This is a genomic window from Geothermobacter hydrogeniphilus (assembly GCF_002898515.1).
Lineage (GTDB): Bacteria > Desulfobacterota > Desulfuromonadia > Desulfuromonadales > Geothermobacteraceae > Geothermobacter_A.
This window is the reverse complement of sequence record NZ_PPFX01000005.1, coordinates 54,927-81,177: the sequence shown is the minus strand read 5'-3', so window position 1 is coordinate 81,177 and position 26,251 is coordinate 54,927. Positions and strand designations below refer to the sequence as shown.

The following is a 26,251-nucleotide window of genomic DNA, read 5'->3' as shown; positions in this document are numbered from 1 at the left end:
TCATGCGAATGAAATGAAGGATCAGGGTTCGAGCCACTTCACCACTTCAAAGACTTCGGCGTAAGTCACGCCGATCCGCTGACCGGCGTTTTCCGCCTCGTTCTTGAAAAACCGCAACCACTTGTAGCCGGTGCGTTCCAGCTCCGAGGTGTGGGCCTTGACGGCCTCCTCCTTGATGCCCCAGAAATCGGTGATGTCGATATAGAAATTGCCTTTGAAATCAGTGGTTGAGTGATACCAGTTACTGCGATACATGAGCATCCTGGGGACGTGCCGGCAACAGTGCAGCGAAGCTTTGGCCAGGGCCTGGTGGTCGTGGTGGATGTCGCTGTCCCAGTGGGTGTAGACGCGGTGGATATGTTTCTCTTCAACGATCCGGAGAATCTGGACATTAAGGGCTTCGGTGAACTCGACCGCAAAGGTTTCGCAGTCGCCGCAGAAAAGTTCGACCCCGAGGATCTCCATCGCCCGGCGGCCCTCGTTGAGAGCGGTTTCGTTGGAGCGGATCATTTCCTTGTTGTAGCCGGTGAAGCCGGAGGTCGAGGCGACGAAGGCGTAGACCTTGTCCCCCTGGGCGATGTGTCTGGCCAGAGCGCCGCCGCAGCCGAGTTCGATATCGTCGAAATGGGCGCCGATGGCGAGGATGTTCATGACCGCACTCCTTCCATGGTGGATCGCAGGATGGCGCGGGATTGTTCGATCCCGCAATTGAAGAACAGGTCGATGCTGCTCAGGCCGGGGATGAAGTCACCATGCAGTTGCGGATAGACCGGGTGGCGGAAGCTCTGCCAGCAGACCTTGATACCGGCCTCCCGAAAGGGCTCCGGGTCGAAATAGGCGCGGGCGCCGTTCCCCGACAGGTAACGGTCGGCGGCGGTTTTTTTCAGCAGATCAACCAGCATGGCATTGCTGCTCCCGGCGGGATTCAGTTCGCCGGCGAGGCGCAGTGGAATGTCGATGGCGAACAGCCGCAGCAGCATTTTGATCGAGCGCAGGTTGAAATCGATCAGGGTTGTCGCCGGAGACCGGTAGAGTTTTTCCAGTTCCGGATAGATCTGGTCGAAAAATGGGGCACGACGGTAATGGTGTTTGAGCAGAGAGAGATTACGTTCCCGCCAGTCGGTGTTGTCGGCCAGCAGCACCTGGTTGATCGGGGTTTTCTGTGCCGTTTTCCTGACACTGACAGTGAGCCAGCGTTCGCCCCGGGGGGTTTTGATCTTGTCGCGGTTGTGCCAGCTCCTGCTGTTGTTGAGAAACTGGACGTTATCGAGAACCAGGTAGAGGTCGGCGTACAGCAGACGCTGGAAGAAGCCGAGCCAGGGCAGGAAGTCGGGCTGGTGGATGACGACCGTTTTTTCAGAGCACATGACGGATTTCCCGGACGATATTCATCGCTCCGCGGTCAGGATTTTGACGCAGACCGTGGCGACTCATGGTTTCCAGGGTCTGTTGTGCAATGTCGAGGCCAAGCCGCAACTCTCGGATGTTGAGCTGCTCATGGTGAGCGAGAAACAGGGAACTGCCGCGCTGCTGCAGGTACTCTCCGACCTCCACCTCGAAGTCCTCGTTGGCGACCACCAGGCAGGGCAGGCCGGCGGCATTGGCCTCGAAGGGCGTGACCCCGCCGCCGGTGATGGCGAGGTCGAAGTCGGCGAAGGTCGCCACCAGGGAGTCGACCCGCTCCAGGATCGGCCAGTACCGTTCCGCCAGCGTCTGCAGTTCGTTCCGGTGGGCAAAGGCGGGGCCGGTATGGATCGTTGCCGGCCGTTCAAGCTCCCTGAGCAGCCTCAGGACCTTGAGGGTGACGCCGTAGGTATCGCTGCCGCCGAGGGAGACGATCAGTCTCTGCAGCTGTTTGCGCGGCCGCCGATGGGCGTGGATCTCCGGTGTCAGAATCAGGAAGTCCGGGCCGGTGAAAATTTTCCGTCCCTGCAGCCGGGTTCGGTCGGTGAAGACCAGCGGGGCAAAATGGAGGTCGGCATGAGCGGCGCCGGGGCCGCGGTCGTCGAAGGTGACCAGGGGAATGCCGGTCGCGGCGACGCGCGACGCGTGGCTGGCGGAGGTCTGGTGACGGTCATTGATCCAGGCGCGAGCCGCGAGTCTGTCGATCCAGTTCGGTTCCCAGGGATCCGGGTTCTCCAGGTCGACGACCGAATGCCTGATCCCCCGTTCGGTCAGCAGCTGCAGCGAGGGCGGGTGATGGTTGATCAGCACATGGCAGGGGAGCTTCACGGCTTCCAGGTGGCGGTAAAGGGTCATCGCCCGGAACAGGTGGCCGAGTCCCTTGCGGTGGGACGCTTCGACGCACAGGATCAGCATCACGGCAGGCCGGACGGTGTTGTTTCGGCCGCCCGTTCGGCAAAAAGTTCACAGAGATCGATCGCCTCGCGGGTAGTGACGGTCTCGGCCGGGCGGTTGGCGGTGATGAAGCAGGCGCGGCGATAATCTTCCGGGGTGTCGACGGTCAGCCGGATGTCAGGACGATGTTTGCCGGGAGCAGCGTTCAGGGTGGCGATTCTGAAGCGCCCGGGGCGCTCCTGGATGAATTCGTTGACATGTTCGCGGTGATGGGGCAGGTGGCCGTGGTTGAAGCTTTCTTCCAGGGCCTGGTAGCTGAAGATCTCGGCGCCGACCCCGACCGGCAGGCTGGCGAAGGAATGGCTGTAGTCAGCTTGAGACGCGAGATGTCGCCGTATCAGGCGGTCGAGTTCGGCGACATCGACAAAGGGGTTGTCGGCGGTCAGTCGCACGACCTGGCTGAACCGGTATCCGGTTGCGCAGTGATAATAACGATCCAGGACATCCTCTTCGCTGCCGCGGAAACAGCGAACGCCGGTTTGCAGGCAGAAGGTGGCAACCGGATCATCCCGTTGCAGCTCACTGGTGGCGACGATGATCTCGGCTGGACTCTGCAGTCTCTCCAGGCGGCGGAGGATGACGCCGAGCAGGGGACGGTCGCCGACCGGTTTCAATACCTTGCCGGGCAGCCGGGTTGAACCCATGCGCGCCTGGATGATGACTCCCAGCCGTTCACTGCCGCCGACCGGCAGAGCCGCGACCGGTAACGGGTGAGGTTCAGCCGCCGGCAGCATGGGACCCTCCTTGTCTGTCCCCTCTCGGGGTGCGCAGTTCTTCAATCATGCTCTTCAGCCCCTGTTCCAAGGAGGTTTTCGGTCGCCATCCGATCATCCTGGTTGCGCGGCTGATGTCGGCGACGACATCGTCCAGCTCGTTTTTCCGGCGGACATTTTCTGTTGTCACTTCCTTGTCGATGCCGAGCAACGACTGGACCCGGGCGACGGTTTCCGCCACGCTGATCGAGGTACCGGACCCGATGTTCAGGGTTGTCAGTCCGGGTTGCGGGGTCAGGGTCAACAGCAGTGCGTCCACCAGGTCGTCGATGAAGACAAAATCACGACGCGGACGCAGGTCCCTGAGGGTGATCCGCTCTGCATGCAATGCCTGGTGAATGATCCATGGAACCAGGAAGCGCCGATCCTGTCCCGGACCGTAGACATTGAAGGGACGCAGGATGGTGACCGGCAGATTGAATTCGCGGGCGTAAAAGCGGCACAGCTGTTCGGCCAGGACTTTCGACTGGGCGTAGGGATTGTCGGGGCGGAGGGGATGATCTTCAACCACCGGCAGCTTTTCCGGGGGGCCGTAGAGATAGGCGCTGACATAGGTCAGGGCGGCACCGGTGGCGCGGCAGAATTCGAGAACGTTCTGGGTGCCGGTGAGGTTGGTATGAAAGAAGGCTCCCGGCTCGCGCCAGCTGTCGGGAACGAAAACCCGTGCCGCCAGGTGAAAGACGTGGCGGATGCCGCAGGCGGTAAAGGGACGGAAATTGTCCGGTCTGGTGACCCCGCCTCTTTCGGAGTTGATCTCACGGTACTCCAACTCCTGCTGTCGCAGTCGTGCGGTCAGGGCGCGACCGATGAAGCCGCGGCTGCCGGTCAGGAGTAGCATGGCAGGAAACGGGCCTTCAACTGATCGAATTCCTCGATCGCCTGGATGTAATCGTCTGCTCGACCGATGTCGAGCCAATAACCGTCGAAGCGCTTGATGCGGGGGAGCTTGCGGGCCTTGATCATGTCGTACATGAGGTGATCGAAACCGTAGGGCTTCGCGTCGGGGATAAAGTCGAGAGCCCTGCGGTTGAGCATGTAGATGCCCATGCTGACGTCGTAGTTGATAACCGGCTTTTCCCTGAATCCGCACAGGCAGTCCTGTTCGTCGACTTCCAGCACCCCGTATTCACTGCATTGCGTGCGGTTGAAGGCGGAGATGGTGAAAAGATGCTTGTGACTGACGTGGTACTTGTAGAAGAGGCCGAAATCGAGGTCGGTGAGGATGTCGCCGTTCATCACCAGGAAGTTTTCCGGCAGGTCGTCAATCAGCTTCAGTGGAGCCATGGTACTCAACGGGATGTTCTCCAGTGAGTAGTCGATCCTGATACCCCACTTGTCCCCTTCACCGAAATAGGCCTTGATGATTTCCGCCTGGTGGTTGACCGCCAGGGTGATGTGTTTGAAGCCGAAATGGGACAACTGGCGAATGATCACTTCGAGGATCGGGTAGTCGCCGACCGGCATCAGCGGTTTCGGCAGCACCACGGTGTAGGGACGCAGACGGGTACCCTGGCCGCCGGCGAGGATGACAGCTCGTTTACACATTGTAGATACCCCCTTTGTAGCGGGCGAGATTCCGTTCATCGGTGAACCAGGCGATGGTTCTCTCCAATCCCTTTTCCAGGCTGGTTTCGGGGACAAAACCGGTCAGCTTCCTGAGTTTGCTGTTGTCGCATCTGAGACGGAAGACCTCTGACTTCTCAGGACGCAGCCGTTGTTCATCGCTGACGATGGTGATGCCGCTGCCCATCATGTCCCTGATCAGACGCGCCAGTTCGCCGATCGAGATTTCATCGTTGGAGCCGATGTTGACCGTTTCACCGAGGGTGGTTTCACTGGCGGCCAGGGCCCGCAGCCCGCGGCAGGTATCGTCCACGAAGGTGAAATCGCGGGTCGGGGTGAGGTCGCCGAGACGCAGTTCCGGTTGTCCTCCGGCAATCTGGCTGATGATGCCGGGGATGACGGCGCGGGCGGATTGCCGCGGGCCATAGGTATTGAACGGCCTGGCGATGGTCAGGGGAAGATCGAAGGCGCGGTGATAACTCTCGGCGATGGCGTCGGCGCCGATTTTGCTGGCGCTGTAGGGGGACTGCGGTTGAAGCGGATGGTTTTCGTCGATCGGCACGTAGCGGGCGGTGCCGTAGACCTCGCTGGTCGAGGTCTGGATCACCCGTCGGCAGCCGTTTTCGAGGGCCGCCTGGCAGATATTGAGGGTACCGTTGACGTTGGTTTCGATGTAGCTGGCCGGCGCCAGGTAGGAGTAGGGGATGGCGATCAGGGCAGCAAGGTGAAAAACGGTATCGATGCCGGCGGTGATTTTTTTGCAGAAAAACGGGTCGCGGATGTCGCCACAGACAACTTCGACCTGGTCGAGGATGTCGGTCGATTCCAGCCAGCCCCAATGATTGAAGGAGTTGTACAGGGAAAGGGCCCGGACCCGGGCTCCCTGGCGAACCAGCTGTTCTGTCAGGTGTGAGCCGATGAAGCCGTCAGCGCCGGTTACCAGGACCTGTTTCCCTTTCATGGACGATCGTCACTCCCTGCTGATATGCTCCGGCCGCAAAGGTTGCTCGGCCTTGAGATGGGTTGCCGCCCGGCAGCCGATGACCTCGTCCCACATCAGTGGTGGCAGTCCGTTGCCGGGGCGGCGGATATCGAGGTTGGCGGTGGTCAGCAGCGATCCGGCCGCGATATCCTCCATGGCGATGATGCTGACCCGGTTGGTTCGCATGTTGCGCAATTCGTCGGGAGTCGGTTTTTTGACTCCGTCCCCCCTTGCTGCAGCGATATATTGCGAGGATTGTACCAATCGATAAAATTCCTTTTCATCCGAAGAGATAGGCCGATCCGGACCCTCCAGGTTGCCCTCCACCCAGAAATGCCGTTCGATCATGTCGGCGCCGAGGGCGATGGCCGCCCGGGCGATGTCGATGCCGATCGTATGGTCGGAGAAACCGGTCGGCAGGCCGAATTTTTCCTTCATGGCCACCATCGCCAGCAGGTTCTGCTCGGCGGGGTTGCCCGGGTAGTTGGAGACGCAGTGGAACAGCAGTACCGGGCTGTTGCCGGCCTGCTGAATCGCGTTGACGGAGGTTTCAACCTCGGCCATGGTACACATGCCGGTCGACAGGAAGATCGGCTTGCCGGTTGTTGCCAGTTCGCGCAGCAGGGGGATATGGGTCGCCAGGTCGGAGCCGATTTTGTAGGCCGGGCTGTCGAAGCGGGAGATCAGGTCCAGGTCTTTCATGTGACTGGGCGCCGAGAAAACCGTGATGTCGCGGTGACGGCAATAGTCGACCAGAAAGAGCTGCAGTGCCGCCGGAGTCGCGGTTTCGGCAAAGACTTCGTACTGCAGACGGGTGCCGACCGCTTCCATGTTGAAGCGGTTGGAGCGGGTGGTGATGGTTTCGGGGTCGAGGGTCTGGAACTTGATCGCCCTGGCGCCCGCCCTGACGGCGGCATCGACGATCCTGACCGCTTCTTCCTCGTTGCCGAAATTGCCGGCGATTTCCGCCATGAAGTAGCAGGGATGGCCGTTTCCGATTGGAACGCTATCGACCGATACGTATTCAGACATGGTTCTCTCCCATCATCATAAAAAAACCGGGCAGCCGAATCCGAGGATCGGAAGCCCGGCCGTTTGTTCAGCGGGGATGCGCCGCAGGAACGGCAGCCGGTGGCGGGAAACTGACCCGTACCGCCGGTCGGTATCGTCGTGTCAGCCGGGTGAAATGATTGCCCGCCGGTTCAGGACGCGATCTGCGGCAACGGCGTGCGGGTATTGTAGGGAGCCCCTTCGAGGATAACCTGGATGGCCCGGTTGGTCTCCGGCGAGAAGATGATCGGGGCCGCCAGGTTGAGAGTCACCGATTTGTCGTCGTGGATCGTCACTACCGCCAGGGCATAGCATTCACCCGCTTCGGACGCCTTGAGTTTGCCCTGTTCGTTCTTGTCCGGGACCACGTTGTAGTCGAGAAAGAAGTTGTTCGGATCGGTGAGCAGAAAGGCGATGTCGGCATCGTCAACGCTCTGAATCCAGAACAGGGGACTTTCCTGACGGTTCGGCATGACGATGAAGTCGTGCAGGTCCTCAAAGCCGATCAGCCCGTCCGGAAAGTGGATGGTGTTTTCCGAGCTGAATTCAATATCGCCGAAGCGGGTTCCATTGATCTTCATGGCCGGGGCTGCTTTCTGGTGGTGTCGAGTTTCCTGGTCAATTCCTGCAGATCCGTCGGCTGCCATTGGGTCGCCTTCCTGTTCTCGGTTTTGATGCGTTCATAGACTTCGAGACGATGGATTTTCTTGCTGCGCGGCGCGTCGATGCCGATCCGGATGCTGCCGCCGCGAACATCGACCACGGTGATTTTGACGTCATCACCGATGATGATTCCTTCGCCGCATTTTCTGGTCAGTACGAGCATTGCTGCCCTCCATGGCTTATCGGTCGAAGGTGACCGAAAGGTTAATAAAACCTGAATCAGTGAGCCCCTTGTCAGCGGATAGCACAAGTCATTGTCCTGCCTGAGCTTTCCAAAAATCACCAGCGAACCTATGGGTGCTCTTCAGATTTTTGGAAATCCCATTCAGGCCAAGCACTTGCACTCTCCATCCGACAGGAACTCACGGATTCAGGTTAAAGTCAGGCCGTCTGTGGCCGAACAGTCTATCAGACATAATTGAGAATTGACAATTGCGAAAGGCGCCCGGTGACCGAAAGGGCCGCCTGCAGAGCCGTTTCCTGCTGGGTCATGTTGGTGATGGTTTCGACCAGGTCGACATCTTCGTAGCGGGACAGGATGGTCTGCATCTGAATATTGGTCTGTTCCATCCGGTCCTTGGCGGTCTCCAGCCGCCTTCCGGCGTTGCCCATCAGGCTCTGGTTGCTGCGAATCTGTTCCAGGCCTGTTTCGACATTGTCGAGCTGGGCGCTGACGGCGGCCGGGTCATTGTTGCGCAGCGCCTGTTCGACGGACGCCATGACCGCGAAGATATCGACCGCGCCGGGGTCGGTAACACCGTCGAAATCGGCATCGCCCATCAGCAGCTCGTTGCCGGTCAGGTTGATCTTGGCCCGCTCCGAAGGCCCGATTTCCAGGTTGAATTCACCGCTGTCGCCGTTGTAGAGCACCGGCCGCGGGTCGAGAACCGGGTCGTAGGCCGGGTTGTCGACAAAGGGCTTGGTGTGAACCTGAAACCCGGAAAAGAGATATTTGCCGTCAAGCTGGGCATTGGCGCTGTCGTACATCTCCTGGCGCAACTGTTTGACCTCTTCGGCGTAGGTGAGCCGATTCTGGGAATCGAGACTGTCATTGATGGAGGCGATGGAAATTTCCTTGAGCCGCACCAGCACGTCGTTCATGTGCGACAGGTGTCCGTCCATGCTGTTGATCTGATCGAGGCCGGAATCCATGGTGCGGATGAAACGGTCCGAACTCTTGATCTGGGTCCGTGCGTGCAGCATCGGACGGATGGCCGACGGATCGTCCGAGGGTTTGTTGATCTTCTTCCCGGTGGCGCTCTGGACGCGAAGGTCTTCAAGGGTGCGGTTGATCCGGTTGAGATGAGCAAGGAGCGTATGATAGGTGGTGCCCATGGTTGCTTTCATGGCTTACCTCTTGATCATCAGGATGCTGTCCATCATTTCGTCGACCGTACCGAGAAATTTGGCGGAGGCTTCGAAACCCTTCTGGTACTGGATCAGGGAAATCATTTCCTCTTCCAGGGAGACACCGACGGTTGAATCCCTGACGTTGTTCAACTGGGTCAGGGTATCTTCCAGCCCCGACAGGGAGAGTTCGTTCTGACTCGCTTCCATGCCGACCGTGGCGGCCATTTTTCCATACCAGGCGGTGTAACTGTCCTGGCCGTTGACCATCGGTGTTGCTTTCAGCCCGGCAATCTGCAGGGCGTTGGTGTTGTCTCCCGGCGCCATGGTCGCTCCGGCGGCGACGAAATCGTTGTTGCTGAAGGCCATGGACAGGGAGGTCGCGGCTCCGGCAACGGCCGCCGGCTGGTTGAAGAAATCACGACCGCTGATGCCATCGAGACCGCTTCCGGTCCGATGCTGGGTGTTGATCGCCGTGGCGAAATCATAGGCCAGTTGATCGAGCCGGCCCTGCAGGTCGGGAACCAGTTGATCTCGGATATCGAGCAGTCCGCGAAACTCTCCGCCCATTCCTTCGCGCGGCAGGTCGATGATGGTGCTGCCCAGTTTCAACTGCAGCTTGAGGGTGCTGCCGGTTGGCACTCCTTCGATCTGCAGCGCCTCGGTTCCTTCGACCAGCGGCAGACCGCCGGGTAATTGCAGCATGACCATGTGGCGGCTGTCTTCAAGGGCCTGGACTCCCAGCGAATTGGCCAGTTCCTTGACCAGCAGGTCACGTCGGTCACGATCCGAGTTGGCGTTGTTGCCGGAAAGTTCGACGGTGGCGATGCGGTTGTTGAGCTCGGCCACCTGGCTCAGTTTCAGGTTGACCCCGTCGATCTTCGAGACCAGGGCGTTGTCGATGTTGGTGGACACGCTCTGCAGGTCGTTGTAGGTGTTGAGGAAGGCGTCGGCGACCAGTCCGCCATGCTGCATCACCAGATCGCGTTCGACACGACCGTCGGGGTTGGTCGAGAGTTCCTGCCAGGCATCGAAGAACCGGTCGATTTCGGCGGCAACGCCGGTGTCGTCGACCGGCAGGGTGCGTTCGACGCTTGCCAGGGGGCTCGCCTTGGAACTTTCCATGCCGAGATCAGCGGTTTTGGTCTGAATCTGTTTGGTCAGAAACGCGTCGCTGGCGCGTTCAATGGAACTGACCCGCACCCCCTGGCCGATAAAGAAATCACCCATGGAAAGGGTGGGGAAGGGGGTCAGGGTCGGCGTCTGGCGGGAATATCCGGGCGTGTTGACGTTGGCAATATTGTTGCCGACGACCTCCATCGCCTTCTGCTGGGTGGTGATCGAGGTCTTGGATGCGTTCAGTGCCGCAAGCAGACCGCCCATATCAGACCTTCCCTGAGAGCAGACTGCCGCCGTTGACGTTGGAGATCTGTCTGCCGCTCTCTCCATAAGCCGGGTTGGCAATCTGCCGACTGTAGAAATTCATCGTCTCGCGGACCCAGTTCAAAGATGACCAGAACAGGTAGGCGTTACGTCGGTTTTCCTTCTGGATCTTTCCCGCCAGTTCACGCAGTTCCGGAGTCAGTTCATCTTCCCGGGTTGGGGGCAGGGCGCCGAGCAGGGCGCTTTTTTCTTCCACCGTTCGTTGCAGACCCGCCAGGTCGAGGTTCATGGCGCATTCGCGCTCCTCAAGCAGCAGCCGGTGCAGTTTACGGTATTGATGGAGGGTTGCGGTCATTGCTCAGCGATCCTTCAGAATGTGTTTGAGCAGACTGGTTGCGACCGCCCGGGAATCGGGCTGGTAGCTTCCATCGGCGATCTGCTCCTTGAGCGCGGCGATCCTGTCGGCCCGTCGACTGTCACGGATCGGGCCTGATTCGCGGGCCTGCCCGGCTTCGCGGGCAAAGGCCGAAATCTTGACCTGGTCGGCCTGCCGCGTTTCGATGCTGGATTTCTTATCCTTGACGTCCGGCTTCTGTCGGCGGTCAAGATGGTCAAGACGGGCAACTGGCTTGCCGGTATTCAGTTTAACGGTCATAACATCCACCTTTGTTTCAATGCCCCGCGGGACAGGATCGTCCGGGCCGCTTCAGGGCTGTCTAACAAGCCGTATGGGGCTTTCCCTGTTGCTCTTTTCGGTTGTCGGACGATGAGAGTTTAGCAAAAAACATCAGAAAATGGGTTTATTTACCCCCCCCCCTAATCTATCCATTCTGATCGGCGATTCTTTTCGGCTCCGGACTCACGGGGCCGTGTTCAAGTTTCTGCAATTGCCGATAGAGGGCATTCGCGATCCCCATCCCGCCATGCTGCTCGGCCACCCCGCGGGCGACCTGGGCATCAAGCAGATCGGTGTACATGTCGTGAGAGGCGTCCTTTTCAAGCAGTCCGCTCTGCGGGATCGTGGCCCGCATGCCTTTCAGCATCTGCTGCATGAACAGGGCTTCGAACTCCCGGCAGGCGGCCCGCAGTTTTTCCTCCTTGCCGGCAGACGCGGCGGCATCGATGCGGCTGAGGGAGACAACGGGCAAGGCGTCATTGATTCTCATCTGAAAAGTGTCCTTTAGCGTTTTGCTGCAGATGCTTTTGCGCGGCAAATCGCTCGTTGCGAAAGCGTCAAAGAACAACCAGTTCCGCGTGCAGGGCTCCGGCCGCCTTGATCGCCTGCAGGATGGCGATCAGGTCACGCGGCGAGGCGCCGATGGCATTCAGCGCCTGGGCGATTTCCGAAATGCTGACGCCCATGTTCATCACCACCAGTTCGCCGTCCTCCTCGTTGACCTCGATATCGGTTTTCGGAACGGCGACGGTCCGGCCGCGACGGGCAAAGGGCGCTGGTTGCGATACATCGGCCGACTCGGTGATCACCAGGCTGAGATTACCGTGGGACACGGCCACGGTGTCGATCCGGACTTCCTGTCCCATGACGATGGTGCCGGTTTTTTCATTGACCACGATGCGCGCCGGGCTGTCGGTCCTGACATCCAGGGCTTCGACTTCGGAAAGAAATTTGACCATCCGGCCACGGTAGTCATCAGGGACCCGAATCGCGACGCTGGCACCGTCAACGGGACGGGAGGTGTTCGGACCGAAGCGGTGGTTGATGGCGTCGGCAATGCGGCTGACCGTGGCGAAATCTGTTTCTTCAACCCGGTAGGTGAGCTTGTCGCTGCTCGGCAGGTGGAAGGGGATCTCTCTTTCCACCAGCGCGCCGCCGGGAATCCGTCCCGCGGTGGGATGGTTCTTCTGTACCTTGGCCGCCTTGCCGCCGAAGGAGAGGGCGCCGACCACCACCGGTCCCTGGGCGACGGCGTAGACCTTGCCGTCGGGGCCCTTGAGAGGCGTCATCAGCAGGGTGCCGCCGGCAATCGACTCGGCGTCACCGATGGAGGAAATGGTGACATCGATTTCGTTGCCCGGCTTGGTGAAAGGAGGAAGTTCGCTGGTGACCGTGACGGCGGCGACATTGTCGACCTTCACTTTGCTGCGATCGACCGTGACCCCCATCCGCTCCAGCATGTTGACCAGGGACTGGGTGGTGAACTGGGTGCTTTTGCTGTCACCGGTGCCGTTGAGTCCGACCACCAGGCCGTAGCCGACCAGCTGGTTGTAACGCACCCCTTCGAGCCGGGCGATATCCTTGATTCGCGCCGCCTGCAGACTTCCGGGGAGGAGCAGCAGAAGTATGATCAGCCATTTCATGGTGCGCATGTGTAGTCCTCCGGTCGACTCAGAAGGGCCAGACATTGTCCAGGACCCTGGTCATCCAGCCCGGTTTCTGCTTGTCGCTGACGACCCCTTTGCCGGTGTAGGCAATGCGGGCATCGAGAATATATTTTGAGTCGACGATATTGCCCGAGGTGATGTCGCTCTGGCGCACCAGGCCGGTCAATTGAATGTACTGGGTTTCTTCGTTGACGGTGACCGCCTTGTTCCCTTCGATGCGCAGGTTGCCGTTGGGAAGAACTTCGATCACCTGGGTGGTCAGGGTGGCGATCAGGTCTTCCTTACGGGTGGTTTTACCGTTCCCTTGAAAATCGTTCTTGTAACTGGCACTGATCAGATTGCTCGGGTCGATCCCGCTGGCGAGATTGGCGAGATCCTTTTCGAAACGGAAAAACTTGGTGATGTCCGCCGAAGCGGTGCTGGTGCGGTCGGTGGCCGTGGTCGCTTCCTTGCTGGCACTGGCTTTCTCGAAAATGGCCACGGTGAGGATGTCGCCGACCCGACGGGCCTTGAGGTCGGTGAACAGGTCGCTGCCGCGATCCGCCCAGATCGACCCGGTCGGTTTGCGCTGTTCCGCCGGGATATACTGGCGGGACTGCACGGCCGGGGACTGACGCAGGGGCTCGGGAGGCTTCGTCGTCGCGCAGGCGGCAAACAGCAGGGGGAAACAGAGAATCATCAGCTTGTTCATGGTCAGAACCCCACTTTGACCTGGCCGGGAGCGATCACCTTGCAGAGAATATCCCGTTGCGAATTGCTGTTGCGGACCGGGATGGTGTCACCGATTTCCCCGTTGTGCCGGGCGATACCTCTGGTTGAAATGCTGAGGCCGCCATGCTGCAGAGAGATGGTTACCATTTCGCCTCGCTTGATGACCGGCGGTGAGACCACCATCGAGCGTGTCAGCGGCTGCCCCCGGCGCAGAGTGCGCCGGGTTTTCTTGCCGATCAGCTGGTTCAGGTCGAGACAGGGGTTGCGCATCGGTACGATGTTCCGGCGCACCAGCTGCAGATCCGTCGCCCTGAGAATCGATCCTCGCGGCAGGTCGCGAATCATGGTCGGCACCTCGGCCAGGGCTTCGATCTGGCCGCGAACGGTCAGGTTCCTGACCGGTCGGTCCTCGACCCGGAACAGGATATTGAAACTGCGGCTGTGGAGGATGTCCGGGTCGGACGGTCTGATTTCGGTGCGCAGAGTGCCTTTCGGCAGCACGAAGGGACGCGGCAACTGGAGGTTGACCAGGTTGAGCGTCATGCCGGGAAAGCGTTGCTGCTGGGATTGCAGGTATTTTTTCAGCAGGGTCTGCACCTTCCGCGGTCCAAACGGGACCCCGGCGCGCCTGATAACGACAACATCGGCACCCTGGTGGTCGGCGCCGGCCAGGTCCGGTTCGAGCCTGCACAGCCTGGCCCAGAGGTCGCGACTCTGCATTCGCAGTTCGCTGCCGGGGGCGGGGGCGGCGGCCAGGCTTATTCCCGCCAGGCTGCGGGATCTTTTACCCACGGGAGTGATCGAGGCAATGGCGCCGAGGGTGACATCATCGCCATCCACAACGGCCTGAGGGTGAAACCGGACCGTCAGAGCCTGGCTTCCGGATGCCCCCAGCATAATCAGCAGCAGACTTGAGATTGTGATAAAGAGTTTCATCTCAGCCGGCTTTCTAGACAAGATTGTTGGTCATCTGCAGCATCTCATCCGCGGTTTTGATCGCCTTGGAATTGATTTCGTAGGCACGTTGCCCGGCGATCATGTTGACCATCTCTTCCATGACGCTGACGTTGCTGCCCTCGATATACCCCTGGGAGATGGTGCCGAGGCCGAGCAGGCCGGGAGTTCCGGTGGTCGGCGCGCCCGAGGCCGGGGTTTCCTGCAGGAGGTTGCGGCCGAGACTCATCAATCCGGCCGGGTTGCTGAAGTTGGCCAGTTCAATATTTCCCACCTGCGTGCCTTCGGTACTGCCGTCGAGAAACGCTTCGACAGTGCCGTCGTCATGGATGGTGACCCGGGTAGCATTTTCGGGAATGCTGATCTGCGGCACAATCGGATTGCCCTCGGACGTGACCAGGCGTCCGGTGCTGTCCTTTTTCAGGGTCCCGGCGCGGGTGTAAACGGTTTCGCCGTCAGGCATCTCAACCTGGAAAAAGCCGGGGCCCTCAATGGCCAGGTCGAGTTCATTGCCGGTCTGGGTGATGTCGCCGGAGGTGAAAATTTTCTGTACCGCGGCGGTGCGGGTCCCCAGGCCGACCTGGATACCGGTCGGGATTTCGGTGCCGCTGCTGGTGTTGCCGCCGGCATTGCGCATCGTCTGGTAGAGGAGATCCTGGAAATCGGCCCGGCTTTTCTTGAACCCGGAGGTGTTGACATTGGCCAGGTTGTTGGCGATCACGTCCATGTTGAGTTGCTGCGCTTCCATGCCGGAGGCTGCAATCGACAGTGCCTTGATCATTTTCGACTCCTCACTGGTTAGAATGCCCCGAGCTCAGCGGCCTTGGTGGCCATCTGCCCGTAGGCCTTGATCATCTTCTGATAGGTTTCAAATTCGCGTTCGTAAGTCACCATGCGGGTCATTTCCCTGAGCACATTGACGTTGCCGGCTTCGAGGGCTCCCTGGATCAGCCTGGGGTTGGCTACCGTGGTCGGGGCGGTCGTTTTGGGAGCGATGAACAAGCCGTCCCCGACCTTCTCCAGCGGGGTGCCGGCGGGGAACTCATACAGGGTGATGACGCCCGCTTCCTGTCCGTCAATGAGTACCGAACCATCTTCACTGATTTCCACTTCGCCGTCGCCGCTGACAGTGATCGGGCCGCTTGCTCCGAGGACCGGGTAGCCTTCGGCGGTGACCAGTCGATCCTGGTTGTCCCGGGTCAGGTTGCCCTGGCGGGTGTAGCGGTCACCGGCCGGTGTCCGGACCTTGAAGAACCCGGGGCCGTCGATGCCGAGGTCAAAAGGGTTGCCGGTGGTTTCGAGATCTCCCTGCTTGCGGTCGATACGGGTTTCCTTGAGCCGGGTGATGGTGACCAGACCGTCACGGCCGCGGCCCCGCTGGGCCTGGATCAGCCGGGACTCGAAGTCGGGAATATCCCGTTTGAAGCCGATGGTTTTGGCGTTGGCCAGATTGTTGGCCGCGACGTCGAGAGCCTGCAGCCTGGCCATCGCTCCGGACACCGCTGAAAGCAGGCCGGCGTTGTAGGCGACATCTTTCATGCCGGGCTCCCCTGGGTGGAAGGCATTCCGCGGCGCAGGTTGGCCAGGCTGACCAGTTGTTCCGCTTCGCCGCGACCGATCTGCAGGACCTGTGATATCTGCCCGGAGTCGAGTCCCTGGGCAACCAATGAGGTGATGTAGCGGTATTTGTCGGGGACAGCGACCTCGGGGCGCTTGTTGTTGATCCGGGCTTTCAGCTCCGCCAGGGCGAGGTTCTGATCGAAGGTGGGTTGTTCGATCTTCCGGCGGGTCTTGTCGCCGCAGACCTCGTTGCGCATATCGAGCAGTTCACGATTGACGCGATTCAGCTTCCAGTACAGAAAGCCGAACAATGCCATTGCCAGGGTGACCGTGGCCAGCAGCATGAAAAAAAGAATTTCCGGTTTCAGCATGGCGTTCTCCTCGGCACTATTTTTTCGGGAAGGGGGGCATGCTGGTGCGACGTGAAAGCCTGACCTTGAGCTTGATCAGCGCCTGGCTGTGAATCTGGGAAACGCGCCCTTCCGAGATGCAGAGAATTTCGGCGATCTCTTTCTGGGTCAGTTCCTCGTGGTAGTAGAGCGCGACCACCAGGCGCTCCTTCTCGGACAGTTTTTCGATATGTGCCGCCATCTCCCGGGTGAGGTCACTCGCTTCCAGTTCTTCCAGCGGGCTTTTGCCTTTTTCATCTTCGAGGTTGTCGATGATGCTGCGACCGGTTCCGGAGTCGTCGAGATATTCGTTGAGGCTGATGCAGCCCAGATGGGAAACCTCGCCGAGCAGAGTCTGGTAGTCTTCAAGGCTGATTTCCAGTTCGGCGGCGACCTCTTCCTCTTCGGGGGCACGACCGAATTTTTTCTCCAGCCGGTCAATGGTTCTGGCGACCCTGGCGTGTTTTTCCCGCAGGGTCCTGGAGAACCAGTCCATGCGCCGCACCTCGTCAAGCACCGCGCCGCGAATACGGCGTTCGGCAAAAGTTTTGAACAGCACCCCCTTGGCCGGATCGAAGCGGTTGGCGGCGTCAACCAGGCCGAGCATGGCCGCGCTGCAGATCTCATCGCGGCTGACGAAGGCCGGAACCTGGGTTACCATTCTTTCCACCAGGAAATTGACCATCGGGAGATGGGATCGAATCAGTTCATCCTTGTCGAACATTCCGGTTTCGCGATAGGTGGCGGTTTTGTTCATGACTCACCTCCCTTATTCATGGTGAAAAATTGTTTCCAGAAAAACTGCATGGTTCCCTTGGGATCCCGGTCACGAGGCGCCTCGATCAGTGTCCGGGCCAGTCCGGCAAAGGCGGAACTGATGCGCAGGCCGGGGTACAGCTCGACAATCGGTTTCTGCCGGCGCACCGCTTCCTGCATGCGCTGGTTCTGGGGGATGCAGCCAAGGTAATTGATGGAAATATCAAGATAGCGGTTCGAAACAATGGTCAGTTTCTGGTAGACTTCGAGTCCTTCGTCATTTCCGTGGGTCTGGTTGACCACCAGGTGGAAATGCTTCTGATGAAAACGGGTCGAAAGCAGTTTCATCAGGGCGTAGGCATCGGTGATGGCGGTCGGTTCCGGTGTGGTGATGACCATGATGTCCTGGGCGGCGACATTGAAGTAGGTGACGTTCTCCGAAATACCGGCCTCGGTATCGATCAGGACAATGTCAAAGCGTTCATGCAGGGCGTCGAGGTCTTCCAGAAAACGCAGTTTCTGGGCACTGTTGAGATGGGTCAGCTGCTGGATTCCGGAACCGGCCGGCAGGATACTGGTTCCGGCGGGCCCGTTGACCATGATCGATTCCAGGGACTGCTGTCCCCTGAAGTAGTGATTGAGGTTGAACTTGGGGGTCAACCCGCACATGACATCAATATTGGCCAGGCCGAGGTCGGCATCGATAACCAGCACCCGCTGTCCGCAGCGTGCCAGGGAAACGGCGATATTGGCGGCCAGAGAGGTTTTACCGACCCCCCCTTTGCCCGATGTGACCGACACTACTCGGGGTGTCGACGGAATCGGCGCGGTCGATTTTGCCTCGGTTGCCATGTGCGGCTGCAGGTTGCGCAGGGTTCCCGCCTGATCAAAGTGCCCTTGAACTACATTCATGAAATTCACCTCTATTGCCTGCCCAGAATACATTCGGCCACCAGTCGTGGTTCGGCCACCAGCAGATCCTCGGGGACGCGTTGGCCGTTGGTCAGATAGGAAATGGGAAGATTCCTGCGCAGCGGAATGTCGAGCAGGGCGCCGCGCTGGGTGGCCTCATCAATCTTGCTGAAGATCAGTCGATGCAGCGGCATGCGGCTGAAACTGCCGACGATGTCACCGAGATCCCGGCCACGGGTGCCGGTTGCCAGCACCAGGTGATTTTCGGTTTTCGTTTCCGGGACCAGGAAGGATGCCAGCTCGGTCATGCCCTGCTCGTCGCGATGGCTGCGGCCGCTGGTGTCGATCAGAATCAGGTCCTTGTCGCTGTGGCGGGTAAAGGCCTCCAGCAACTGCTTCGGTGAATAGATCACCTCGACCGGAAGTTCCATGATTTCCGCGTAGACCTTGAGTTGTTCGATGGCGGCGATGCGATAGGTGTCGATGGTGAACAGGGCGACCTTTCCCGACTGATTGCGGAGAAATTCTGCGGCCAGTTTGGCGACCGTGGTGGTTTTGCCGACACCGGTGGGACCGACCAGCGCGACCCGCTGCTGCCCCTTGCGGGAGGGCAGGGGAGGAGCGAATTCCACCAGTTCGCCGATGGTGTCAAGGAAGAACTGGTCGAGCAGGGCCGGGTTGCCGAACTGCTGCGGGCCGAGCCGGTCTCCGGCATAGCGGGCCAGGGTTTCAGCGGTGTCCGGCGCGATGTCATGCCCGGTCAGATCGGCGATCAGCCGGTCGACCTCGTTCGCCGCCTGCGGCGCGGGGGTGTAAGCCCGGGTCGCGGCGACGGCAACCGGCTGCTGCTCCCGCAGGCTGAGCTGGCGGATGATTGCTTTCAGGTCATCGATTTCTTCCCGCAGGGTGCCGATATCCTGACGGGCGACCATTTCGCGAAGGTCGTGCAGTTCCGCTTCCAGCGGATCGATGACCTTCTTCTGCTTCCAGATATCCCGGTAATTGATATCGTTCAGGGCCCGGGCGTTTTTTTTCTTTTTCTCAGCGCTGTTTTGCGCCGCGGGCGCGTAGTTCGCGGCGGCGGTCTGCGGTTGCGGATCGGAGCTTTCGATAGCGGCGGTGATTTCAACCTTCGGTCGGCCCAGCAGTCCGAGACCGTTTTTGCGCAAGGTGCGGGTCGAGAGGATCAGGGCGTCCGGGCCCAGGGTTTCCTTGACCTTGGCCAGGGCTGCCGGCATGGTTTCGGCTTCGAAAACTCTAACCTGCATTGAGGCTCACCGTTCCCAGGGAACGCACCATCATCTGCGGTGCGATTTCATTGTGCGAGAGCACCACCAGTTGCGGCAGGTAGCGCTCGGTCAACCTTTTGACATGAGGGCGGATGGTCGGTGCCGTCAGCAGCACCGGCACATTGCCGCCGCCGGCTCCGGCGACCAGATCGCTGAGACGTTCGATAATGTTGTGAGCGAGGCCCGGTTCGAGTGCCAGGTAGCTTCCCTCCTGGCTGGTGTGAATGGCGTTGTGCAGGGTTTCCTCGATCTCGCGGTCGAGGGTGATCAGGTTGAGATTTTTCCCGTCCACAGCGTACCGGTCGCTGATGGAGCGGGCCAGGGCGCCGCGGACATACTCGGTCAGCACCATCGCGTCCTGGGTATGGGGCGCGTAGTCGGCCATTGTTTCCAGGACGGTGCGGATATCCCGGATGCTGACGTGTTCTTTGAGAAGATTCTGCATAACGCGCATAATGAGTCCGATGTTGAGAATGTCGGGTACCAGGTCTTCGACCAGTTTCGGACAGGTCTTGGAAAGACTATTCAGCAAGTTCTGTACCTCTTGTCGTCCAAGCAGTTCGTGGGCATGATTTTTTATCACCTCGGACAGGTGGGTACTCATCACTGTGGCACAGTCAACTACTGTATATCCTGCTATTTGCGCGCGATCCTTCTTGTCTTCGGAAATCCATACCGCCGGCAGACCGAAGGCCGGTTCGGTGGTTTCTATCCCCTTGATAACCTCGGTCGCGGTGCCCGGATCCATGGCGAGATATTGACCCGGGAACACTTCTCCGACACCCACTTTCACGCCCTTGAGCAGGATGCTGTACTGGTTCGGTGTGAGCTGCAGGTTGTCCTTGATATGGACCGGCGGGATAATGAAGCCCATATCCATGGCAAACTGTTTGCGGATCGCCTGGATGCGCGGCAGCAGTTCACCCTCCTGGTTTGAATCGACCAGGGGAATCAGGCCGTAGCCGACCTCGAGTTCAAGCAGGTCGACATGCAGCAGTTCATCAAAATCGACTTCAACATCCCGTTCTTCCACATCTTCCACCGTTTCGGCCTCGGCCAGCAGTGAACGCTCCCGGGTTTTCTGTACCTGGAAAGCGATGAATCCGAGGACGATCGAAATCAGCACGAAAGGAATGTGGGGCAGGCCGGGAATCATGGCGAAGACCAGCAGGATGCCGCTGACCAGCCACAGGGCCCGGGGATGGAGGGTCAACTGTCCCTTGAGGGCGGTGCCAAAATCCCGACTGCCGGCGGCCCTGGTGACCAGGATGCCGGCGCCGGTGGAAATGATCAGAGCCGGAACCTGGCCGACCAGGCCGTCACCGACGGTCAGGATGGTGTAGGTCTGGGCGGCGCTGACAGCCGGCATGCCGTTCTGCAGCACACCAATAACGAAACCGGCGCCGATGTTGACCAGGGTGATGATGATGCCGGCGATGGCATCGCCGCGGACGAACTTGCTGGCGCCATCCATCGCTCCGTAGAAGTCTGATTCCTCGGCGATCTCCTTGCGGCGGCTGCGGGCGGTTTCCTCGTCGATCAGCCCGGCGTTGAGATCGGCGTCGATGGCCATCTGCTTGCCCGGCATGGCATCGAGGGTGAACCGCGCCGCGACCTCGGCGACCCGCCCGGCGCCTTTGGTGATGACCATGAAGTTGATGACCACCAGGATGCAGAAGATGACGATGCCGACCACGTAGTTGCCGCCGACGACAAACTGGCCGAAGGATTTGATCACCGTGCCGGCCGCGTCGGCGCCTTCATGCCCGTGCAGCAGGATCAGCCGGGTTGAGGCGACATTGAGCGACAGCCGGAACAGGGTCGTCGCCAGCAGCAGGGACGGGAAACTGGAGAAATCAAGGGTCCGGGTGGTGTACAGGGCGATGATCAGGATCACCAGGGAAACGGTGATGTTCAGGGTCAGGAAGAGGTCGAGCAGCAGCGAGGGCAGGGGAATGATCATCACCATCAGGATCATCACCACTCCGGATCCGACAATGACGTCATTGCGCAGCACCTTCTGCGCTAAGTTCTGATTCTTCAGCAGTGCCAGCATACCCGTCTCCTAAAAATTATTTATTCTTCAGTCCGTAGACGTAGGCGAGGATCTCGGCGACGGCGGTAAAAAGTTCTTCCGGTACCGCCTGCCCGATGTCAAGCTTGTAAAGCGCCCGGGCGACCGGTTTGTTTTCCACCATGACGATCCGGTGTTCACGGGCGATCTCGCGGATTTTCATCGCCAGGTGGTCGGCGCCTTTGGCGATGACCTGCGGGGCGGCCATGGTTTCGCGGTCATATTTCAGGGCGATCGACAGGTGGGTCGGGTTGGTGACCACCACGTCGGCCTTGGGCACTTCGCTCATCATCCGTTTACGTGCCATTTCCTGCTGCAGGGAGCGTACCCGGGCCCGCAGCTGCGGATCACCCTCGGTTTCCTTGAGTTCTTCTTTCTGCTCCTGCTTGGTCATTTTCATCTTCTGTTCCATCTCCCAGCGCACGAACAGGTAATCGAACAGCGCCAGCATGATCAGCACGCCGCAGCTCTTGAACAGCACCAGTCCGGCGGTCCGGCCGAGAAAACGCATGGTCTCCGAAGGCGGCATGTCAACCAGCAGGATACTGTTGCCGAATTCGTTGTAGACGGTTTTGAAGGCAACCACCCCCACCAGGCCGACCTTGGCGAGCGATTTGACAACTTCGACGGCCGAGCGCTTGGAAATGAACTTTTTCGCTCCCTGGATCGGGTTGAGCTTGCTCAGGTCCGGTTCCATCGGCTTGCCGGTCAGCAGAAAGCCGATCTGCATGATGCTGGAGAGGGCTCCGACCACCAGCACCAGCAGCATGATCGGAGCGAGCAGCATGGCGACCTGTCCGAAAATGGCCATCCCGAGGTCATACATCGATTCCGGGTTCACTTTGATCTCACCGGATCGGCTCCAGATACCGGCCACCAGTTTCTGCAGTCGAGGCCAGAAGAAGGGCAGGTAAAAGAACCACATCAACAACATCGCGGTGAGCAGCATCGCGGTCTGAACTTCACGGCTCTGGGCCACCTGACCCTTGCTGCGGAATTCCTCGCGCCGCTTATCTGTTGCCTGTTCTGACCGTTCCTGGTCCTGCTCTTCAGCCATAACCGAATCCTAAAGTGCTTCGAACAGCAGTCGGAATCGCTGTTCGAGATCGGAAAATTCCTGGTTCAGCAATGCCACCATCAGGTTCAGGGTCAAGCCCATCAGCAGAAATGTGATGCCGATATTGAGCGGGAAGGAGAGTAGAAACACATTCAACTGCGGAAAAACCCTGGCCATGATGCCGAGTACCAGTCCCGAGAGAAGCAGCACCGCCAGTACCGGAGCGCTGAGCTGGATGCCGAGGACGAACATTTTTCCGGCCAGCTCCAGCAGATAGGGGACGGCACCTCCGGAGAAATCCCAATGTCCCGGCGGCAGCATCTCAAAGGAATTGACCAGCGCGCGAATGAAGTAATGATGGATGTTGAGGGAGAGAAAAATCAGGATCGCGAGAACATTCTGAAATTGCGAAATCAGCGAGACCTGGCGCTGGTTCTGGGGATCGAAGACGTTGGCGGCGGCAAACCCCATCTGGTAGCCGATCACCGTTCCGCCGAGTTCCACCGCGGTGAAGATGAACCTTGCCAGGTAACCGACCATCAGGCCGAACATGCCTTCCCCGGTCAGCAGGATCAGCAGCGAGACCGGTTCCATCGAGGTCTGCGGCAGGGTGGACCGGACCAGCGGAAAAATCATCAGCGTCAGCATCACTGTCAGGCCGGCGCGCACCCGCATCGGTGTCTGCCCGCCGCTGTAGAGGGGCAGGGTGCCGATCAGGGCGGCCACACGAACCAGACAGATAAGGAACGCCTGGATGGTTTCGACGGACAGCTGCGGCAGGGTCATGACGCGATCTAACCACCCAAATGATTGATGTTGCTGTAAATTTCCCTGGTGAAGGTCAGCATCAACTTAATCATCCAGGGCGCGAACAGCACCAGCGCGACCAGAACCGCGACGATTTTCGGGATGAAGGTCATCGTCTGCTCGTTGATCTGGGTGGCGGCCTGCAGAACACTGATCACCAGGCCGACGACCACGGCGCAGATCAGCATTGGCGCTGAAAGCAGCAGGACCAGCTCAACGGCACGACGGCCGACATCGATAACCATTTCGGGGGACATGGGCAATCCTTTCGGATTCCAGGTGCGAGGCGCGAGGCGCGGGGCGCGAGGTCCGCTGCGACCTCCCGTGCCCGGTCTCTGCCGGCGACCTGCGTCAGTGAAAACTCTGTACCAGCGAGCCGACCACCAGCCCCCAGCCGTCGACCAGGACGAACAGCAGCAGCTTGAAGGGCAGGGAGATGATCGGCGGCGGCAGCATCATCATGCCCATCGCCATCAGCACCGAGGCGACGACCATGTCGATCACCAGAAAAGGGACATAGATGAGAAAGCCGATCTGAAAGGCCCGTTTCAATTCGGAAAGCATGAAAGACGGAATCAGCGCCACGGTCGGCACATCGGTCAGATCCCGAGGTTGACCGATGCCGGCGATATTGACCAGCAGGGCGAGGTCTTTCTCATCGGTCTGTCGGTACATGAACTCCCGCATCGGCGCCAGTGCCCGTTTCAGGGCCTGTTCCTGGGATATCTTTTTGGCCAGATAGGGCTGCAGAGCGGTGTCGTTCATCTGGTTGAAGACCGGCGCCATGATGAAGAAGGTGAGAAACAGCGAGAGGCCGATAATGACCTGGTTGGGCGGCATCTGCTGCGTCCCCATGGCCTGCCGGACAAAGGAGAGGACGACCACGATGCGGGTGAAGGCGGTGGTCATCAGCAGGATCGCCGGGGCGATGGAGAGAATGGTGAGCACCACCAGGATCTGCAGGGCGGTGGACACTTCTCCCGGGCCTGTCGCCTCGCCGATGCCGAAGGTGATGGTCGGCAGCCCCTGGGCATGCGCGGCCGGTGGAATGAAAAGAATGGCAAGGATGAAAAGGATTCGTTTCACGCCTGCTCCTTCAATTGATCCTGCAGGGTTGTTTCGAAGTCTGTCGGAGTTTCCAGCCGGTGCAGCAGGTTGATTTGCTCCTGGCCGACCCCGAGCAGCAGCTCCTGGCCTCGGACCTTGACCAGCGCGACGGCTTTTTTGGGCGCCAGGTAGCGCATCTCCAGAACCTGGATGGCACCCTGGTGACGGCCGGGAAGGAATTTGAAGCGTTTTTTTGCCAGGGCATAGATCACCAGCACCAGGCCGATGATCAGCACCAGCGTGCCGATCACCCGCATGCCGCTGCTCAGCAGTTCACTGCTGGAACTGTCCGCCGCCGCCAGGACCAGGGCCGGTTGAGTCAGCAGCAGGCCGACGCTGCAGAATATCCTTTTCATCAGCCGAGGTTCTCGATGCGTTCCGCCGGGCTGATGACATCGGTCAGGCGCAGGCCGAACTTGTCATTGGCCAGCACCGCTTCGCCGCGGGCGATCAGTTTCGAATTGACATACAGGTCAAGGGGTTCACCGGCGAGTTTGTCCAGCTCGATGACGTAGCCTTCGCGCATCTGCAGCAGTTCCTTGACCAGGATGCGCGACCGACCGACTTCGACCGAGACATTCAGTGGAATGTCGAGCAGAAAGTCGATGCTGCGCGGATTTACAGCGTCACCGTTCATATCTCCGTTGCCGGTGCCGGTGGTGTTTCGAGTGTCAGTTTCCATGCTCTGCTCCCTCTTGATAGATTCCCGAGATACGCACGGCCTTGTTGCCGTTGCGGATACCTGCCTGGGCAAAATACTTGGGCCGTCCCTCGACCTGAATGGTCAGGGGGTCGGACGGGTTCCAGGGCAGGTCAATAATGTCGCCGACCTGGAAGTTGATGAAATCCCGCATTTCGAGATTGATGGTTCCGAGTTCCGCCGACAATTCAACCTGGATCAGGGGCAGTTCACTGCGCAGGTGCTTCTGCCAGTTGTTGTCGCCGAGGTTGTCCGGCTGATCCCTGGCCTGCAGTTTCTCGCGCAGCGGATCAAGGACCGAATTGGGGATGACCAGATGCATCTGGCCGCCTGCGCCGTTCATTTCGACATCCAGTTTGGCGACGATGGTCATCGCGTCGGCGGGAATCAGGTTGACCATGCGCGGGTTGTTCTGAATCCCCTGGGGCTCGATGGTGAGTTCATCAAGGTCGCCGAGCGCCTTGACCAGGTCGAGAGACGCATCCCCGATGCTGTTGTCGAGGATATTCAGTTCGATGGAGGTCAGCGGCCGTTGTGCCATGCGCGACTTGGTGCCGAGGTTGCCGCCGAGCAGGAGTTCGACCATCGCGAAGGAAAGCTCGGATTCGAAGACGACCAGGATGCCGTGCCGCAGGGGTTCGAGTTTGTAGACACCGATGGCCGCGCCATCCTTGAGATGGTTGAGATAGGATTCACATTCCATTGAAGAGATGGCGGTGCGTTTGACGTTGGCCGGCTGCTGGATGCGGTTGGTCAGGGTGATGGCGTAATTGCGCGCGAATGAATCGAGGATCAGGTCGAGGTTGTTGAGCCTCAGTTCGTTGTTCGACCCGGCCCGCACCAGGTCCAGGCGACAGACGGAGCCGCTGTCTGAGACGGCGGCCTCTTCTGGCTCGGGCTCGATGTCGCCGTGCTTGACGGCGGAGAGCAGTTCGCTGATCTCTTCCTGACTCAGGATGCGTTCCACGTGGTTCTCCTACTGAACGACGAAATCGGTGAAGTAGATACGCTTTATCTGACCACTCTTGAGAAGGTCGTTGAGCTTTGCGCTCAGTTCGGCCCGCAGCTGCATTTTCCCCTGCAGATCCTGCAGTTCGCTGAAGGACTTGTTGCCGATCAGCAGCAGGATGGCATCCTTGATCTGCGGCATGCGCTGGTTGATCTCCTCGACCGTCTTGTCGGAGGTGACTTCGAGAGTCATGGCGGCCTTGAGATAGCGGGTGCCGGAATCATCGAGAATATTGACGATGAAGGATTCGATGTTGACCATCGGGCCGATGTTGGTGCTGGCGATGGCCTCGGCATCCTTTTTCGCCTGTTCAGCTTTGGCTTCGGCATCGCTGTTGCCGCCCAGCAGCAGGAAAGCAGCCACGCCGCCGCCGATCAGCACCACCGCGGCGATAATGATGATCAGCAGCATCTTTTTTGATTTGCCGCCCCCCTCGGGAGCACTTTCAGGTTTGTCGGCCATAT

The 26,251-nt window shown here is 59.6% G+C and carries 33 protein-coding genes; all 33 read right to left on the bottom strand.

The window, feature by feature from the left end:
• Positions 1-21: 21 nt before the first annotated feature.
• Complete coding sequence (locus C2E25_RS03750) at positions 22-651, bottom strand: PIG-L deacetylase family protein (protein ID WP_103114452.1); 630 nt, start codon at positions 649-651, stop codon at positions 22-24.
• Positions 648-1,367 carry a WbqC family protein gene (locus tag C2E25_RS03745; RefSeq protein WP_103114451.1) on the bottom strand — a complete coding sequence of 240 codons (720 nt, stop codon included), beginning with the start codon at positions 1,365-1,367 and terminating at the stop codon, positions 648-650. Before C2E25_RS03745 ends, C2E25_RS03750 begins: the two co-directional genes overlap by 4 nt.
• Complete coding sequence (locus C2E25_RS03740; RefSeq protein ID WP_103114450.1) at positions 1,357-2,319, bottom strand: glycosyl transferase; 963 nt, start codon at positions 2,317-2,319, stop codon at positions 1,357-1,359. Before C2E25_RS03740 ends, C2E25_RS03745 begins: the two co-directional genes overlap by 11 nt.
• Entirely contained in the window at positions 2,319-3,092 is a 774-nt protein-coding gene (locus tag C2E25_RS03735; RefSeq protein ID WP_103114449.1) for a cytidylyltransferase domain-containing protein, read from the bottom strand. Before C2E25_RS03735 ends, C2E25_RS03740 begins: the two co-directional genes overlap by 1 nt.
• Positions 3,076-3,969, bottom strand: a complete 894-nt coding sequence (locus C2E25_RS03730) for an NAD-dependent epimerase/dehydratase family protein (protein ID WP_103114448.1) — start codon at positions 3,967-3,969, stop codon at positions 3,076-3,078. The genes C2E25_RS03735 and C2E25_RS03730 overlap by 17 nt, the downstream gene beginning before the upstream one ends.
• A complete protein-coding gene (locus C2E25_RS03725) occupies positions 3,957-4,676 on the bottom strand; it encodes a nucleotidyltransferase family protein (RefSeq protein WP_103114447.1) in 720 nt (239 codons plus the stop codon). Before C2E25_RS03725 ends, C2E25_RS03730 begins: the two co-directional genes overlap by 13 nt.
• Positions 4,669-5,655 (bottom strand): NAD-dependent 4,6-dehydratase LegB, encoded by a 987-nt coding sequence (locus C2E25_RS03720; protein WP_103114446.1) that lies wholly within the window; start codon positions 5,653-5,655, stop codon positions 4,669-4,671. Before C2E25_RS03720 ends, C2E25_RS03725 begins: the two co-directional genes overlap by 8 nt.
• 9 nt (positions 5,656-5,664) lie before the next feature.
• Positions 5,665-6,708 (bottom strand): N-acetylneuraminate synthase family protein, encoded by a 1,044-nt coding sequence (locus C2E25_RS03715; RefSeq protein WP_103114445.1) that lies wholly within the window; start codon positions 6,706-6,708, stop codon positions 5,665-5,667.
• A gap of 170 nt (positions 6,709-6,878) precedes the next feature.
• Positions 6,879-7,307 carry a flagellar assembly protein FliW gene (locus C2E25_RS03710; protein ID WP_103114444.1) on the bottom strand — a complete coding sequence of 143 codons (429 nt, stop codon included), beginning with the start codon at positions 7,305-7,307 and terminating at the stop codon, positions 6,879-6,881.
• On the bottom strand, positions 7,304-7,552 hold the full coding sequence (gene csrA, locus C2E25_RS03705) for a carbon storage regulator CsrA (RefSeq protein WP_085008639.1): 249 nt from the start codon (positions 7,550-7,552) through the stop codon (positions 7,304-7,306). The genes C2E25_RS03710 and csrA overlap by 4 nt, the downstream gene beginning before the upstream one ends.
• Positions 7,553-7,797: 245 nt before the next feature.
• Positions 7,798-8,736: a flagellar hook-associated protein FlgL gene (flgL, locus tag C2E25_RS03700; RefSeq protein ID WP_103114443.1), complete on the bottom strand. Its 939-nt coding sequence runs from the start codon at positions 8,734-8,736 to the stop codon at positions 7,798-7,800.
• A gap of 3 nt (positions 8,737-8,739) precedes the next feature.
• The gene (gene flgK, locus C2E25_RS03695; protein ID WP_103114442.1) at positions 8,740-10,119 is read right to left on the bottom strand and encodes a flagellar hook-associated protein FlgK; all 1,380 of its coding nucleotides are present in this window, start codon (positions 10,117-10,119) and stop codon (positions 8,740-8,742) included.
• A gap of 1 nt (position 10,120) precedes the next feature.
• Positions 10,121-10,474: a flagellar protein FlgN gene (locus C2E25_RS03690; RefSeq protein WP_103114441.1), complete on the bottom strand. Its 354-nt coding sequence runs from the start codon at positions 10,472-10,474 to the stop codon at positions 10,121-10,123.
• A gap of 3 nt (positions 10,475-10,477) precedes the next feature.
• Positions 10,478-10,774 carry a flagellar biosynthesis anti-sigma factor FlgM gene (gene flgM, locus C2E25_RS03685; protein WP_103114440.1) on the bottom strand — a complete coding sequence of 99 codons (297 nt, stop codon included), beginning with the start codon at positions 10,772-10,774 and terminating at the stop codon, positions 10,478-10,480.
• 166 nt (positions 10,775-10,940) lie between these two features.
• Positions 10,941-11,285: a rod-binding protein gene (locus tag C2E25_RS03680; protein WP_103114439.1), complete on the bottom strand. Its 345-nt coding sequence runs from the start codon at positions 11,283-11,285 to the stop codon at positions 10,941-10,943.
• 67 nt (positions 11,286-11,352) lie between these two features.
• Positions 11,353-12,447: a flagellar basal body P-ring protein FlgI gene (locus C2E25_RS03675; RefSeq protein ID WP_103114438.1), complete on the bottom strand. Its 1,095-nt coding sequence runs from the start codon at positions 12,445-12,447 to the stop codon at positions 11,353-11,355.
• A 19-nt stretch (positions 12,448-12,466) separates the two neighbouring features.
• Entirely contained in the window at positions 12,467-13,153 is a 687-nt protein-coding gene (locus C2E25_RS03670; protein ID WP_103114437.1) for a flagellar basal body L-ring protein FlgH, read from the bottom strand.
• 2 nt (positions 13,154-13,155) lie between these two features.
• The gene (gene flgA / locus C2E25_RS03665) at positions 13,156-14,109 is read right to left on the bottom strand and encodes a flagellar basal body P-ring formation chaperone FlgA (protein WP_103114436.1); all 954 of its coding nucleotides are present in this window, start codon (positions 14,107-14,109) and stop codon (positions 13,156-13,158) included.
• A gap of 13 nt (positions 14,110-14,122) precedes the next feature.
• The gene (gene flgG, locus C2E25_RS03660) at positions 14,123-14,908 is read right to left on the bottom strand and encodes a flagellar basal-body rod protein FlgG (protein ID WP_103114435.1); all 786 of its coding nucleotides are present in this window, start codon (positions 14,906-14,908) and stop codon (positions 14,123-14,125) included.
• A 17-nt stretch (positions 14,909-14,925) separates the two neighbouring features.
• Positions 14,926-15,666, bottom strand: coding sequence for a flagellar basal-body rod protein FlgF (gene flgF / locus C2E25_RS03655; RefSeq protein WP_103114434.1), 741 nt, complete (start codon positions 15,664-15,666; stop codon positions 14,926-14,928).
• Positions 15,663-16,058 carry a hypothetical protein gene (locus C2E25_RS03650; protein WP_103114433.1) on the bottom strand — a complete coding sequence of 132 codons (396 nt, stop codon included), beginning with the start codon at positions 16,056-16,058 and terminating at the stop codon, positions 15,663-15,665. Before C2E25_RS03650 ends, flgF begins: the two co-directional genes overlap by 4 nt.
• 16 nt (positions 16,059-16,074) lie before the next feature.
• The gene (locus tag C2E25_RS03645) at positions 16,075-16,833 is read right to left on the bottom strand and encodes a FliA/WhiG family RNA polymerase sigma factor (RefSeq protein WP_085008666.1); all 759 of its coding nucleotides are present in this window, start codon (positions 16,831-16,833) and stop codon (positions 16,075-16,077) included.
• Positions 16,830-17,744, bottom strand: coding sequence for a MinD/ParA family protein (locus C2E25_RS03640; RefSeq protein ID WP_103114432.1), 915 nt, complete (start codon positions 17,742-17,744; stop codon positions 16,830-16,832). Before C2E25_RS03640 ends, C2E25_RS03645 begins: the two co-directional genes overlap by 4 nt.
• A gap of 11 nt (positions 17,745-17,755) precedes the next feature.
• Complete coding sequence (gene flhF / locus C2E25_RS03635; RefSeq protein WP_103114431.1) at positions 17,756-19,012, bottom strand: flagellar biosynthesis protein FlhF; 1,257 nt, start codon at positions 19,010-19,012, stop codon at positions 17,756-17,758.
• Positions 19,002-21,089 (bottom strand): flagellar biosynthesis protein FlhA, encoded by a 2,088-nt coding sequence (gene flhA, locus C2E25_RS03630; RefSeq protein WP_103114430.1) that lies wholly within the window; start codon positions 21,087-21,089, stop codon positions 19,002-19,004. The genes flhF and flhA overlap by 11 nt, the downstream gene beginning before the upstream one ends.
• A 16-nt stretch (positions 21,090-21,105) precedes the next feature.
• Positions 21,106-22,164, bottom strand: a complete 1,059-nt coding sequence (gene flhB, locus C2E25_RS03625; RefSeq protein ID WP_103114429.1) for a flagellar biosynthesis protein FlhB — start codon at positions 22,162-22,164, stop codon at positions 21,106-21,108.
• Between the two features lie 9 nt (positions 22,165-22,173).
• Positions 22,174-22,950 (bottom strand): flagellar biosynthetic protein FliR, encoded by a 777-nt coding sequence (fliR, locus tag C2E25_RS03620; protein ID WP_103114428.1) that lies wholly within the window; start codon positions 22,948-22,950, stop codon positions 22,174-22,176.
• Between the two features lie 8 nt (positions 22,951-22,958).
• Positions 22,959-23,228: a flagellar biosynthesis protein FliQ gene (gene fliQ / locus C2E25_RS03615; RefSeq protein WP_103114427.1), complete on the bottom strand. Its 270-nt coding sequence runs from the start codon at positions 23,226-23,228 to the stop codon at positions 22,959-22,961.
• A 94-nt stretch (positions 23,229-23,322) separates the two neighbouring features.
• Complete coding sequence (fliP, locus tag C2E25_RS03610) at positions 23,323-24,048, bottom strand: flagellar type III secretion system pore protein FliP (protein WP_269845096.1); 726 nt, start codon at positions 24,046-24,048, stop codon at positions 23,323-23,325.
• 5 nt (positions 24,049-24,053) lie between these two features.
• Entirely contained in the window at positions 24,054-24,434 is a 381-nt protein-coding gene (gene fliO, locus C2E25_RS03605; protein WP_103114425.1) for a flagellar biosynthetic protein FliO, read from the bottom strand.
• Positions 24,434-24,760 carry a flagellar motor switch protein FliN gene (fliN, locus tag C2E25_RS03600; RefSeq protein WP_103114424.1) on the bottom strand — a complete coding sequence of 109 codons (327 nt, stop codon included), beginning with the start codon at positions 24,758-24,760 and terminating at the stop codon, positions 24,434-24,436. Before fliN ends, fliO begins: the two co-directional genes overlap by 1 nt.
• Positions 24,750-25,745: a flagellar motor switch protein FliM gene (gene fliM / locus C2E25_RS03595; RefSeq protein WP_103114423.1), complete on the bottom strand. Its 996-nt coding sequence runs from the start codon at positions 25,743-25,745 to the stop codon at positions 24,750-24,752. Before fliM ends, fliN begins: the two co-directional genes overlap by 11 nt.
• 9 nt (positions 25,746-25,754) lie before the next feature.
• The gene (locus C2E25_RS03590; RefSeq protein WP_103114422.1) at positions 25,755-26,249 is read right to left on the bottom strand and encodes a flagellar basal body-associated FliL family protein; all 495 of its coding nucleotides are present in this window, start codon (positions 26,247-26,249) and stop codon (positions 25,755-25,757) included.
• Positions 26,250-26,251: the final 2 nt, after the last annotated feature.

Excerpts from the sequence above, each read along its gene's own strand:
- C2E25_RS03720 (WP_103114446.1), bottom strand. The coding sequence starts at position 5,655 with ATGAAAGGGAAACAGGTCCTGGTAACCGGCGCTGACGGCTTCATCGGC.
- C2E25_RS03645 (WP_085008666.1), bottom strand. The coding sequence starts at position 16,833 with ATGAACAAAACCGCCACCTATCGCGAAACCGGAATGTTCGACAAGGAT.
- flhA (WP_103114430.1), bottom strand. The coding sequence starts at position 21,089 with ATGCTGGCACTGCTGAAGAATCAGAACTTAGCGCAGAAGGTGCTGCGC.
- fliR (WP_103114428.1), bottom strand. The coding sequence starts at position 22,950 with ATGACCCTGCCGCAGCTGTCCGTCGAAACCATCCAGGCGTTCCTTATC.
- csrA (WP_085008639.1), bottom strand. The coding sequence starts at position 7,552 with ATGCTCGTACTGACCAGAAAATGCGGCGAAGGAATCATCATCGGTGAT.
- fliQ (WP_103114427.1), bottom strand. The coding sequence starts at position 23,228 with ATGTCCCCCGAAATGGTTATCGATGTCGGCCGTCGTGCCGTTGAGCTG.
- C2E25_RS03750 (WP_103114452.1), bottom strand. The coding sequence starts at position 651 with ATGAACATCCTCGCCATCGGCGCCCATTTCGACGATATCGAACTCGGC.
- C2E25_RS03670 (WP_103114437.1), bottom strand. The coding sequence starts at position 13,153 with ATGAACAAGCTGATGATTCTCTGTTTCCCCCTGCTGTTTGCCGCCTGC.
- C2E25_RS03690 (WP_103114441.1), bottom strand. The coding sequence starts at position 10,474 with ATGACCGCAACCCTCCATCAATACCGTAAACTGCACCGGCTGCTGCTT.
- flgM (WP_103114440.1), bottom strand. The coding sequence starts at position 10,774 with ATGACCGTTAAACTGAATACCGGCAAGCCAGTTGCCCGTCTTGACCAT.
- C2E25_RS03715 (WP_103114445.1), bottom strand. The coding sequence starts at position 6,708 with ATGTCTGAATACGTATCGGTCGATAGCGTTCCAATCGGAAACGGCCAT.
- C2E25_RS03590 (WP_103114422.1), bottom strand. The coding sequence starts at position 26,249 with ATGGCCGACAAACCTGAAAGTGCTCCCGAGGGGGGCGGCAAATCAAAA.
- C2E25_RS03730 (WP_103114448.1), bottom strand. The coding sequence starts at position 3,969 with ATGCTACTCCTGACCGGCAGCCGCGGCTTCATCGGTCGCGCCCTGACC.
- C2E25_RS03650 (WP_103114433.1), bottom strand. The coding sequence starts at position 16,058 with ATGCTGAAACCGGAAATTCTTTTTTTCATGCTGCTGGCCACGGTCACC.
- flgK (WP_103114442.1), bottom strand. The coding sequence starts at position 10,119 with ATGGGCGGTCTGCTTGCGGCACTGAACGCATCCAAGACCTCGATCACC.
- C2E25_RS03745 (WP_103114451.1), bottom strand. The coding sequence starts at position 1,367 with ATGTGCTCTGAAAAAACGGTCGTCATCCACCAGCCCGACTTCCTGCCC.
- C2E25_RS03680 (WP_103114439.1), bottom strand. The coding sequence starts at position 11,285 with ATGAGAATCAATGACGCCTTGCCCGTTGTCTCCCTCAGCCGCATCGAT.
- flgG (WP_103114435.1), bottom strand. The coding sequence starts at position 14,908 with ATGATCAAGGCACTGTCGATTGCAGCCTCCGGCATGGAAGCGCAGCAA.
- C2E25_RS03640 (WP_103114432.1), bottom strand. The coding sequence starts at position 17,744 with ATGAATGTAGTTCAAGGGCACTTTGATCAGGCGGGAACCCTGCGCAAC.
- C2E25_RS03740 (WP_103114450.1), bottom strand. The coding sequence starts at position 2,319 with ATGCTGATCCTGTGCGTCGAAGCGTCCCACCGCAAGGGACTCGGCCAC.
- flgL (WP_103114443.1), bottom strand. The coding sequence starts at position 8,736 with ATGAAAGCAACCATGGGCACCACCTATCATACGCTCCTTGCTCATCTC.
- flgA (WP_103114436.1), bottom strand. The coding sequence starts at position 14,109 with ATGAAACTCTTTATCACAATCTCAAGTCTGCTGCTGATTATGCTGGGG.
- C2E25_RS03725 (WP_103114447.1), bottom strand. The coding sequence starts at position 4,676 with ATGTGTAAACGAGCTGTCATCCTCGCCGGCGGCCAGGGTACCCGTCTG.
- flhB (WP_103114429.1), bottom strand. The coding sequence starts at position 22,164 with ATGGCTGAAGAGCAGGACCAGGAACGGTCAGAACAGGCAACAGATAAG.
- C2E25_RS03735 (WP_103114449.1), bottom strand. The coding sequence starts at position 3,092 with ATGCTGCCGGCGGCTGAACCTCACCCGTTACCGGTCGCGGCTCTGCCG.
- C2E25_RS03710 (WP_103114444.1), bottom strand. The coding sequence starts at position 7,307 with ATGAAGATCAATGGAACCCGCTTCGGCGATATTGAATTCAGCTCGGAA.
- flhF (WP_103114431.1), bottom strand. The coding sequence starts at position 19,012 with ATGCAGGTTAGAGTTTTCGAAGCCGAAACCATGCCGGCAGCCCTGGCC.
- flgF (WP_103114434.1), bottom strand. The coding sequence starts at position 15,666 with ATGAAAGATGTCGCCTACAACGCCGGCCTGCTTTCAGCGGTGTCCGGA.
- fliO (WP_103114425.1), bottom strand. The coding sequence starts at position 24,434 with ATGAAAAGGATATTCTGCAGCGTCGGCCTGCTGCTGACTCAACCGGCC.
- fliN (WP_103114424.1), bottom strand. The coding sequence starts at position 24,760 with ATGGAAACTGACACTCGAAACACCACCGGCACCGGCAACGGAGATATG.
- C2E25_RS03675 (WP_103114438.1), bottom strand. The coding sequence starts at position 12,447 with ATGCGCACCATGAAATGGCTGATCATACTTCTGCTGCTCCTCCCCGGA.